Consider the following 10541-nt stretch of genomic DNA (forward strand, 5'->3'; position numbering starts at 1 on the left):
TACTGTCCGGCCATGCTCAGCTTCCCCGGACCGGCCCTCGTCCGCAGCGATGCCGACCTGCTGGCGGCCCACGTCGCCGGCGATCGCTACGCGTTCGAAGAGCTGTTCCACCGCCACCACCGCCGGCTGTACCGGCTGGCCCGTCGGCGAACCCTCAGCGCCGAGGACGCCGCCGACGTCATGCAGGATGCGATGTTGGCCGCACACCGCGGCGCGCCGTCATTTCGCCACGATGCGGCCGTCGGAAGCTGGCTGCACCGCATCGTGCTCAACACCTGCGTGGACCGGCTGCGCCGCGCGCTGCCCACGGCGCCCTTGGAAGACGAACATGCCGTCGGCGACCGCACCGCCGAGGTGGACACCGCGCTGGTGGTGCGGCGCGCGCTGATGCGGCTGCCCACCGAGCAGCGCGCGGCGGTGCTGACGGTCGACATGCACGGCTACTCGGTGGCCGACGCCGCCGCGCTGCTGGGTATCGCCGAGGGAACGGTCAAGAGCCGCTGCGCGCGAGGACGCGCCCGACTCACAGGTCTACTGAGCGGCTGAGGCTGCACACTGGTCGGGTGGAGCCCACCCACACGGTCACCCCGGCGCCGGACGGCCCCGCAGCGCACGCCCGGCGTCCCGCCGCACGCACCGGACGGCTGATAGCCGCCGGCGTCGGCGCGCTGGCCGCTCTTGCCGCGACCGGCGTGGGCATTGCGGCGCTACTGAAATCCGGCGGCCCTGCCGCCAGCACCCTGACCAGTGCCAGCATGATCACCGTCACCCCGAAGATGCCGATCAGCAGCCGTGAGCTGAACTCATTGATCGCCCGCGGTCCCGACTTCGGCCCGCTGGCCGACCCGAAGCGCCGGGCCGCCTGCCTCAGCGCCCTGGGGTATCCCGGATCGCTGCAGGTCCTGGGCGCGGAGCAGGTGCAGGTCGACGGCAAGCCCGCCGTCGTTCTGGTGCTGCCCGGCGACCAGCCCGACGTGATCGTGGGTGTCGCCGTCGCCGCATCCTGCAGCTCGGTGGACACCGGGTTGATCGCCGACACGACCGTGCGCCGCCCATAGTGCACGGCAGGGAACAGCGCGGCCTACCCTGTTGTTTGACCAGGTGCCCCAAGAGGCACCCGACGTGCAGGCCCTTCGCCTGCAGCCCGGGTCCGGAGCAGAAAGGCTGGTATGAGCGCCAACCCAGTACATGACGTCATCGTCATCGGATCAGGCCCTGCCGGCTACACCGCGGCCATCTACACCGCCCGCGCGCAGCTGCAGCCCCTGGTCTTCGAAGGAACCTCCTTCGGCGGCGCCTTGATGACCACCACCGAGGTGGAGAACTTCCCCGGCTTCCGCGCGGGCATTACCGGTCCGGAATTGATGGACGAGATGCGTGAGCAGGCCCTGCGCTTCGGCGCCGACCTGCGGATGGAAGACGTCGAGTCCGTCGACCTGGAAGGCCCAGTCAAGAAGGTGGTGACCGGCGACGGCGAGACCCACCTCGCGCGTTCGGTCATCCTGGCGATGGGTGCGGCGGCCCGCTACCTCGGCGTCCCCGGTGAACAAGAGCTGCTCGGCCGCGGCGTCAGCGCCTGCGCCACCTGTGACGGCTTCTTCTTCAAGGAGCAGGACATCGCCGTCATCGGCGGTGGCGACTCCGCCATGGAGGAGGCGACGTTCCTGACCCGCTTCGCGCGCAGCGTCACCCTGGTGCACCGGCGCGACGAGTTCCGGGCGTCCAAGATCATGCTCGAGCGCGCTCGCGAGAACGAGAAGATCACCTTCTTGACCAATACCGCGGTCGACGCGGTCGAAGGTGACACCACGGTCACCGGCTTGCGCGTCCACAACGTGATCACCGGCGAGGAGTCCACCCTGCCGGTGACGGGTGTGTTCGTCGCGATCGGCCACGATCCGCGCTCTGAGCTGGTGCGGGGAGCCGTCGACCTCGACCCCGAGGGCTACGTGCTGGTGCGCGGTCGCACCACCGCCACCTCGATCGACGGCGTGTTTGCCGCCGGCGATTTGGTCGACCACACCTACCGGCAGGCCATCACGGCTGCGGGGATGGGCTGTTCGGCCGCGATCGACGCCGAGCGCTGGCTGGCCGATGCCGACGACACTGCAACCACCGAGATGATTGGAGCACACCAATGAGCGAAGGCGGCGCGACCGTTACGGTCTCCGACGACTCCTTCTCCCAGGATGTCTTGTCCAGCAATACCCCTGTGCTGGTTGACTTTTGGGCCACCTGGTGCGGTCCGTGCCGGATGGTCGCCCCGGTCCTCGAGGAGATCGCCACCGAGAAGGCCGGCGCGCTGACGGTGGCCAAGCTCGACGTCGACGCCAACCCGGCGACCGCGCGCGACTTCCAGGTGGTCTCGATCCCGACCCTGATCCTGTTCAAGGACGGTCAGCCGGTGAAGCGGATCGTGGGCGCCAAGGGTAAGGCGGCGTTGCTGCGAGAGATCGCCGACGTCGTCTAGCTCCCCCAAGGCCGAGACGATTCCGTTACCAGCGGCGTCGCCTGCCGTTTTCCGGAATGCGGCGCGCTTCTGAGACAATGCTCCCTAGCCTGTGAGCAATCGTCAGCGCGCAGATTGTCCGCTGACAACAGTGACCGAAGGGCCCTGCATGTCGAGTCTTCGCCACGGTGCCGGGGGCGATGCCTCCTGGCACCGGAGCGGTCGGGATGATGTGTTGCGCCGCGGTGACCGCAGCAACGCCGTCGTCGAGATCCGCGAGGCGCTGTCGGCACTGGGCCTGGTCGACAGTCCCGACGCGAATCTCACCACCGGTAAGCGGGTGGCGGTCGACGTGTTCGACGACGATCTCGACCACGCGGTGCGGGCGTTTCAGCAGCGCCGCGGACTCCTGGTCGACGGGATCGTCGGCGAGGCCACCTACCGCGCGCTGAAGGAAGCCTCGTATCGGCTTGGGGCGCGCACGTTGATGCACCAGTTCGGCGCCCCGATGTACGGCGACGACGTCGCGACCCTGCAGTCCAAACTGCAGGAGCTCGGTTTCTACACCGCGCTGGTCGACGGGTACTTCGGCCTGCAGACCCACAACGGCCTGATGTCCTACCAGCGCGAGTACGGGCTGTCCGCCGATGGCATCTGCGGCCCGGAAACGTTGCGCTCCTTGGACTTTCTGGGTTCACGCGTCACCGGTGGCTCGCTGCATGCCATCCGCGAGGAGGAACAGGTCCGGCGTTCGGGACCTCGGCTCTCCGGCAAGCGCATCATCATCGATCCGGGCCGCGGGGGTTCCGACCACGGCCTGATCACCCAGGGGCCCGAGGGCCCGATCAGCGAAGCAGACATCCTGTGGGACTTGGCAAGTCGGCTCGAAGGCCGGATGACCGCGATCGGCATGGAGACTTTCCTGTCGCGGCCGGCGAACCACAGTCCGACCGACGCCGAACGGGCCGCCACCGCCAACACCGTCGGCGCCGATCTGATGATCAGCCTCCGCTGTGAAACCCAGCCCAGCCCGTCGGCCAACGGCGTGGCCTCGTTCTACTTCGGCAGCTCGCACGGTTCGGTGTCGACGATCGGCCGCAACCTGGCCGACTTCATCCAGCGAGAAGTCGTGGCGCGCACCGGGTTACGCGACTGCCGCACCCACGGCCGCACCTGGGATCTGCTACGTCTGACCCGGATGCCCACCGTTCAGGTCGACGTCGGCTACATCACCAACCCGCGGGACCGCTCGATGCTGGTTACCAGCCATTCCCGCGATGCGATCGCCGAAGGCATTCTCGCCGCGGTCAAGCGGCTCTACCTGTTGGGCAAGAACGACCGTCCCACAGGCACTTTCACGTTCGCCGAGCTGCTCGCCCACGAGCTGTCGGTTGAACAGGCCCGGCCCGCCTACTAACTAGCCGCGAATCTCTGCGCCGGCACCGACCGGCACCTCCAGCTGTGCGCTCTGCAGCAGTCGCTCCAATGCGGCCTCGACTTCCGCTTTCCAGCCGAGCCCCTTGTCGAGCTCCAGGCGCAGCCGCGGGAAATACCGATGCGGGGCGACAACGGTGAAGCCCGCGTCGAGCAGGAAGTCGGCGCCGAGCATGCACTGGTCGAAGGAGCAGTCCCCCAGCACCTCGACGGCGGATCGCAACTCCGGATCGACGGCGGCCGGGTCGAGGAGTTCCGCGGCATCCGAGGTGCGGCCGAATGCCTCGAGCGCGCGCACACCACGTCGAACGAGCTCGTTGACCACCTGGCTGATCAATGCATGCGGCAGGCTGTCGGCCTGCCCCGGTTCGATCGCCATCGATGTGAGCAGAACCGCGTCGGCGCTGACCGGTCCGGTCGGGAAGAGTTGCGCCCGCGGCACCGCGCGGGGCGGGGCGTACAGCACATAGCCGAGGCACGGCTGCTCGTCGTCGGGCTCCGATCCCTCGGCGGGCGCAGTGGTGGCGACTTGGCCACAGGATCCCCACTCGAGCATGACCATTGACAGCCATGCTTCCTTTTCGAACTCCGGGTCGGGAAGGTAGTCACCGCCGCGTAGCGTCGCGGGGTCGACTTCCCAGAACACACATCGGCGCGCGTGCTTGGGCAGTTGCTCGAACGCCTCGAGCCGAAGCGGCGTGATGCGGACGGACACTACCCTCCCCGGCTTTCATGCGGCACAAATGTGCGAATGCGCCCCTTCAGGATAGGAGAGGCGACCGGGAACGTGCCAGTAGTGGCGGAGCTACCGAATTGGGTGCTCGTTCGGACCGAAATAGGTTGGCGCACTGCGTCATTCCTCATTCGAGCGACTGGGCAGCGAACGTGGCCGAGGGCTGGCGTCACTGTGACGGAATTGGCTGATGTCGTGGTACCTGGATTTTCAGCCGGCTGACCGGTTCATCATGTCCACAATCCGTTGCAAATCGTCCACCGAGCCGAACTCCACGACGATCTTGCCCTTGCGCTTGCCGAGGCTCACCGTCACCCGGGTGTCGAACGTGCTCGACAGCCGCTCGGCCACATCTTGGAGCCCAGGCATCTGAATCGGCTTGCGTCGCGGTGCCGGCGGGGTCTTGGTGTCCGACCGATTGGCGAGGGTGACCGCCTCCTCGGTGGCCCGCACCGACAATCCCTCGGCGATGATCCGCGCGGCCAACTCCTCTTGAGCTTCCGGCCCGGCCTCGAGAGCCAGGAGCGCGCGCGCGTGCCCGGCCGAGAGCACGCCGGCGGCGACGCGTCGCTGCACGGCGATCGGCAGTCGCAGCAGCCGGATCATGTTGGTGATCACCGGCCGCGACCGTCCGATGCGGACGGCGAGTTCGTCGTGGGTGACTTCGAATTCCTCGAGCAGCTGTTGGTAGGCCGCCGCCTCTTCCAACGGATTGAGCTGAACCCGGTGGATGTTTTCCAGCAGGGCATCGCGAAGCAGATTGTCTTCAGCGGTTTCACGAACGATCGCCGGAATGGTCGCCAGCCCGGCCTCTTGCGCCGCGCGCCAGCGCCGCTCCCCCATCACCAGTTGGTAGCGGACCGGCGCACCCGGCGCGGTGTCCGGGACGGCGCGCACCACGATCGGCTGCATCAGACCGAACTCGCGAATGGAGTGCACCAACTCGGCGAGGGCCTCCTCGTCGAAGACCTGGCGGGGCTGTCGCGGGTTCGGCTCGATGGCGGAGGGGTCAATCTCGCGATACACCGCTCCGACGCTGTCGATGTTGAGCGGCGCTCCCCCGATCACCACGTCGGCAGCAGCCGCACCCAATCGCGGACCGCCGTCGGCCGGCCCGGTGGGGATCAACGATGCCAAGCCCCGACCGAGGCCGCCCTTGCTCTTCGATGACATGTGTGCCTCCACTTATGCCGGGTTCGACCGTTGCGCGAGTTCTTTACTGGCGTCCAGATAGCTCATCGCACCCCGTGAACCGGGATCGTAATCGATGATCGTCATGCTGTAGCCCGGCGCCTCGGAGACCTTCACACTGCGCGGAATCACGGTCCCGAGCACCTTGTCGCCGAAGTACCGGCGCACCTCGCTCGCAACCTGGTCGGCCAGCTTGGTGCGCCCGTCGTACATCGTGAGGACAACCGTCGACACGGTCAGCTGTGGGTTGAGGTGGGCTCGCACCATCTCGATGTTCTTCATCAGCTGCGAGACGCCTTCCAGTGCGTAGTACTCGCACTGGATCGGAATCAACACTTCGGGCGCCGCCACGAGCGCGTTGATCGTGAGCAGACCGAGCGATGGCGGGCAGTCGATGAAGACGTAATCGAAGTCCGAATTGTCGAGCGCGGCGAGCGCGTTGCGCAGTCGGTTCTCGCGGGCAACCATGCTGACGAGTTCGATCTCCGCGCCGGCGAGGTCGATCGTCGCCGGCACACAGAACAGGCGGGGACTGTGTGGGCTCTGCCGGATCGCGGCCTGCAGCGGGATCTCCCCCAGCAGGACTTCATATGACGACGGAGTGCCGGACTGCCGCTCGGCGATGCCGAGCGCTGTGCTGGCATTGCCCTGCGGATCGAGATCGACCACCAATGTCTTCAATCCCTGGACAGCGAGGGCCGCCGCCAGATTCACCGCCGTCGTCGTCTTCCCGACGCCGCCCTTCTGGTTGGCGACGGTGAAGATGCGACGCCGACCCGGACGCGGGAGCTGTCCGGCCACGGTGTGGAGAACCTGCATGGCGCGCTCCGCGGCGGCGCCGATCGGGGTTTCGAAGTCGTCGGGCGGACTCCATGTTTCACGTGAAACATCGGTCGCTGCCCCCGTGGGATCGGGGTTGGGTGGGACGGTCATGATCCCCTTCTCTCCGAGGTTCGAGTGGACTTCTTCCCGCCGGGCACCCGCTCCCCCCGCACCGCGATCACCACGGTCGCGGGAGGATCCGAATAGCTCTCGCCACATCTCATCACCCTCACGTCGGTTGCGCCTAACGACGCCATCCCGCGTCGCCCCTCGATGACTTCTTCCTCGGCCCGCTCGCCCTTCATCGCGATCATGCGACCGCCGGGCCGCAACAACGGGAGGCTCCAGCGGGTGAGTTTGTCGAGCGACGCCACCGCCCTCGAGACGACGACGTCTGCGCCGCCGGCGCGATCCCGGACGCCCGGCTCTTCCGCGCGGCCGCGGATGATCTCGATGGGCAGGCCGAGTGCCGCGACCGATTCCGCAAGGAACTCGGTGCGGCGCAGCATTGGCTCGATGAGCGTCACACGGACGTCGGGCCGGGCAATTGCAATCGGTACGCCGGGCAATCCGCCGCCACTACCGATGTCGAGGACCCGGGCTTCGGGCTCGATCAACTCGGCCACCGCGGCACTGTTGAGGATGTGCCGCTCCCATAGTCGGTCGACTTCTCTCGGCCCGATCAGTCCCCGCTCGACACCGGGACCGGCGAGCAGATCTGCGTACCGCTGAGCCAGCTGCACCCGGTCGCCGAAGACGACCGAGGCAGCCGTCGGAGGCGTGGGCGCGGTGCCATGTTTCACGTGAAACATCCTCCGGTCATGGTGACGTCCGGGTCACGAACTACACCGGTGTAACTTCAGCCCTTCAGTACGACGACGCGACGCGACGGCTCGACGCCTTCGCTCTCGCTGTGCACACCGCCCACGGCGGCAACGGCGTCGTGGACGATCTTGCGTTCGAACGGCGTCATCGGGGCCAGCTCCTCGCGGTCGCCGGACTCGAGCACCCGGCGGGCCACCTTGTCACCCAGCGCACTGAGCTCTTCGCGGCGGCGGCGGCGCCAGTTGGCGATGTCGAGCATCAGCCGGCTGCGCTCCCCCGTCTTCTGGTGGACGGCCAGCCGGGTCAGTTCCTGCAACGCGTCCAGGATCTCGCCCTTGCGGCCAACGAGCTTCGACAGGTCGTCGCCGCCGTCGATGCTGACGATCGCGCGGTTGCCCTCGACGTCGAGATCGATATCGCCGTCGAAGTCCAACAGGTCGAGCAACTCTTCCAAGTAATCCCCGGCGATCTCACCCTCGGCGACCAGACGCTCCTCGAGGTCCTCGCCCTTGGCTTCGGTCTTGTCCGAGTCCTGGTCCAAGTCGCTGTCGATCGCGGCGTCGGACTCGGTCACTTCAGTGGTATCGGCATCCGCCATGTGTCTCTCCCTCTTCTCACCGGAGCGATCTCCGGTCAACGCTTACGTTTCTTGGGCCGCGCCCCCGGACGCGGTGTGCGGGCCGTTGTCCCGCCCTCGGACGGCTTCGCCGATCCGGACTCGCTTTCGGATCCCTCATCGACGGCAGCCGATTCGGTGATCTCCGCCGCGGCGCCATTGGTCGCGGCGGCCGCGCTCTTCTTCGGCTTGGTCGGCTTCACGCCCGGCGCCGGAGCATTCGCGGCTCGGCGAGCCAGCGCCTCTTCCTTCTTGGCTTCTTCTTCCTTCTCGATCTTGCCGAACACATAGTGCTGCTGACCGAAGGTCCAGATGTTGTTGGACACCCAGTAGATGATGATCGCAATCGGCAGGAACGGACCGCCGACCACCACACCGAGCGGGAAGACGTACAGCGCGAGCTTGTTCATCATCGCGGTCTGCGGGTTGGCGGCCGCCTCCGGGCTCTGCCGCGCCACCGATGCCCGGCTGTTGAAGTAGGTCGCGATACCGGCCAGCAGCATCAGCGGAATACCCACGCCGATCACGGCCGCCCGGCTGAATTCGGTGAAGGCGTCCAAACCGGTGTGCTGGGTCATGAACGCACCGATGGGCGCACCGAACAGGTTGGCGTCCAAGAAGTGAGCGACGTCGTCGGGACTGAAAACGTAGTTGCCGGTCGCCCGGTTCTCGGCGACCGTCAGGTGCGGCTGACCCCAGCCGCCGGTGGTCCGGTTGAACGACCGCAGCACGTGATAAAGCCCGAGGAACACCGGGATCTGCGCCAGCATCGGCAGGCATCCGAGGATCGGGTTGAAGCCGTGTTCGCGCTGCAGCTTCTGCATCTCCAGCGCCATGCGCTGGCGGTCCTTGCCGTACTTCTTTTGCAGCGCCTTGATCTGCGGCTGCAACTCCTGCATCTGCCGGGTGGTGCGGATCTGGCGGACGAACGGTTTGTAGAGCAGCGCGCGCAGGCTGAAGACCAGGAACATGACCGACAGTCCCCACGCGAAGAAGTTGGTGGGGCCCAGGATCGCGGCGAACAACTTGTACCAGAGCCACATGATGCCCGACACCGGGTAATAGATGACGTCCAGGCTGAACCAATTAAACATGCGTGCTCCTGCGCTCTTCTTCGAGACCGGCCCCGGGCGCCTGCGGGCGCCGCTCGGGTATTGGATCCCATCCTCCCCGATGCCACGGACCACACTTCCCCAGCCGGATCACGGTCAGCCAACTACCGCGGATCAATCCGTACTCGGTCAGTGCATCCACGGCGTACTGGCTACACGTCGGGGTGAACCGGCATGTCGGCAGTCGCAGCGGCGAGATGGTGTGTCGATACAACTCGACGAGGAAGATCACCACGCGAGCCGGAAGGTGGCTCACCGCGCCTTCTCCATCAGAGAGTGGGTCCGCCGTACGCCGGTTTTGAGCTGCTGTTCGAGGCGGGCGGAAATCGCGTGACGGCTGCTCGGCAGCGCCCGAATCACGATGCGCTCATCGGCGGTGAGGTCAGCCAGAACCGATCGCGCCACATGGCGCAGTCGGCGGGAAACCTGGTGTCGTTGAACGGCATTGCCGACCGACTTGGCGACGACCAGTCCGATCCGCGGTCCGTCGCCGCCATCGGCGGTGCGTCGTGCGTGCACAACGAGATCTGGCTGCGCCGCTCGCACCCCGTGCTTGATGGTGGCGCCGAACTCCGCAGACCGTGTCATCCGGAACTGAGCCGGGAGCACGCCGCGTGATCCCGTGGATCAGGCAGTCAGTGAACGACGACCCTTGCGGCGCCGGCCTGACACGATGGCGCGCCCGGCGCGCGTACGCATGCGCAGACGGAAGCCATGAACCCGCGCCCGGCGCCGGTTGTTCGGCTGGAAGGTCCGCTTGCCCTTGGCCACGGCTATATCTCCTCGTCGTTTGGCGGTCGCTGTCCGGTGTACACGCTTGGGTGTGTACCCGGACGAACGCGACTGCCGTTGGTAAGCTCTGGTCTCGCTCGTAACCGGCGCTGTCCCGAAAACTCCGGTCGCAGCCGTATCGCCGACGTATGGGCGACTGTTCGAGGGTACTGACCTCACTTCCCCTGGTCAAACCGCCTTGTCGTGCCGTCGATCACGGCCCCGGTCCCACCGGGTTCCGGACGACCTGGGCACTCGCGTCACAGCCGTCACCGACACTCCGCGCGCCGTTATACCTTCGTGATCGCAATGTTGCAGAACGGTTGGCACTCGCCCCGAAAACTGTTAGCTTCTGCCAAAGCCGTTTCAGACCGAAGCGGCATGCAATCACCAAGCGGGGGCACTGGTCGGCGATAGTCCACACGACACCTCAATGCGGGGATTACCTGCCGACCCGCGACCCCGCGCCGATATGCTGCCAGGCGAGCCGACTGTCCTGTCCACACCTGTGGATAACTATGTGGACAGATCGTTCGTCGACTCGCCTATTGGTTTCATGCCCGACTTTGCGACCAGGGGGATCTGTCG

The 10541-nt window shown here is 66.7% G+C and carries 14 protein-coding genes; 5 read left to right on the forward strand and 9 right to left on the reverse strand.

The features are described 5' to 3' along the window. The first annotated feature begins 12 nt into the window (after window positions 1-12). From sigM to K0O64_RS29425, 5 genes are all read left to right on the forward strand, one after another. Window positions 13-546, forward strand: a complete 534-nt coding sequence (gene sigM / locus K0O64_RS29405; RefSeq protein ID WP_071948347.1) for an RNA polymerase sigma factor SigM — start codon at window positions 13-15, stop codon at window positions 544-546. 17 nt (window positions 547-563) lie between these two features. Next, a complete protein-coding gene (locus tag K0O64_RS29410) occupies window positions 564-1058 on the forward strand; it encodes an RsmA family anti-sigma factor (protein WP_071948346.1) in 495 nt (164 codons plus the stop codon). Between the two features lie 111 nt (window positions 1059-1169). Next, window positions 1170-2141, forward strand: a complete 972-nt coding sequence (trxB, locus tag K0O64_RS29415; protein WP_096312618.1) for a thioredoxin-disulfide reductase — start codon at window positions 1170-1172, stop codon at window positions 2139-2141. Continuing rightward, window positions 2138-2470, forward strand: coding sequence for a thioredoxin (gene trxA / locus K0O64_RS29420; RefSeq protein ID WP_036342267.1), 333 nt, complete (start codon window positions 2138-2140; stop codon window positions 2468-2470). The genes trxB and trxA overlap by 4 nt, the downstream gene beginning before the upstream one ends. Window positions 2471-2618: 148 nt before the next feature. Then, window positions 2619-3866 carry an N-acetylmuramoyl-L-alanine amidase gene (locus tag K0O64_RS29425; protein WP_164520165.1) on the forward strand — a complete coding sequence of 416 codons (1248 nt, stop codon included), beginning with the start codon at window positions 2619-2621 and terminating at the stop codon, window positions 3864-3866. On the opposite strand, the gene K0O64_RS29430 is transcribed toward K0O64_RS29425, so the two are convergent. From K0O64_RS29430 to rpmH, 9 genes are all read right to left on the reverse strand, one after another. Further along, complete coding sequence (locus tag K0O64_RS29430) at window positions 3867-4598, reverse strand: acetyltransferase (protein ID WP_071948344.1); 732 nt, start codon at window positions 4596-4598, stop codon at window positions 3867-3869. 228 nt (window positions 4599-4826) lie between these two features. Then, the gene (locus K0O64_RS29435) at window positions 4827-5789 is read right to left on the reverse strand and encodes a ParB/RepB/Spo0J family partition protein (RefSeq protein WP_071950193.1); all 963 of its coding nucleotides are present in this window, start codon (window positions 5787-5789) and stop codon (window positions 4827-4829) included. 12 nt (window positions 5790-5801) lie between these two features. Further along, window positions 5802-6740, reverse strand: coding sequence for a ParA family protein (locus K0O64_RS29440; protein ID WP_096312619.1), 939 nt, complete (start codon window positions 6738-6740; stop codon window positions 5802-5804). Beyond that, window positions 6737-7441 carry a 16S rRNA (guanine(527)-N(7))-methyltransferase RsmG gene (gene rsmG, locus K0O64_RS29445; RefSeq protein ID WP_071948342.1) on the reverse strand — a complete coding sequence of 235 codons (705 nt, stop codon included), beginning with the start codon at window positions 7439-7441 and terminating at the stop codon, window positions 6737-6739. Before rsmG ends, K0O64_RS29440 begins: the two co-directional genes overlap by 4 nt. A 47-nt stretch (window positions 7442-7488) precedes the next feature. Continuing rightward, window positions 7489-8052, reverse strand: a complete 564-nt coding sequence (locus K0O64_RS29450) for a Jag family protein (RefSeq protein WP_071948341.1) — start codon at window positions 8050-8052, stop codon at window positions 7489-7491. A 35-nt stretch (window positions 8053-8087) separates the two neighbouring features. Then, on the reverse strand, window positions 8088-9164 hold the full coding sequence (gene yidC / locus K0O64_RS29455; RefSeq protein ID WP_071948340.1) for a membrane protein insertase YidC: 1077 nt from the start codon (window positions 9162-9164) through the stop codon (window positions 8088-8090). Beyond that, window positions 9157-9438, reverse strand: a complete 282-nt coding sequence (gene yidD, locus K0O64_RS29460; protein WP_071948339.1) for a membrane protein insertion efficiency factor YidD — start codon at window positions 9436-9438, stop codon at window positions 9157-9159. The genes yidC and yidD overlap by 8 nt, the downstream gene beginning before the upstream one ends. Next, a complete protein-coding gene (gene rnpA, locus K0O64_RS29465) occupies window positions 9435-9791 on the reverse strand; it encodes a ribonuclease P protein component (RefSeq protein WP_071948338.1) in 357 nt (118 codons plus the stop codon). Before rnpA ends, yidD begins: the two co-directional genes overlap by 4 nt. Window positions 9792-9809: 18 nt before the next feature. After that, the gene (gene rpmH, locus K0O64_RS29470; protein ID WP_019735309.1) at window positions 9810-9953 is read right to left on the reverse strand and encodes a 50S ribosomal protein L34; all 144 of its coding nucleotides are present in this window, start codon (window positions 9951-9953) and stop codon (window positions 9810-9812) included. Window positions 9954-10541 lie beyond the last annotated feature (588 nt).

This window comes from Mycolicibacterium pallens (assembly GCF_019456675.1).
GTDB classification, from domain to species: Bacteria; Actinomycetota; Actinomycetes; order Mycobacteriales; family Mycobacteriaceae; genus Mycobacterium; species Mycobacterium crocinum.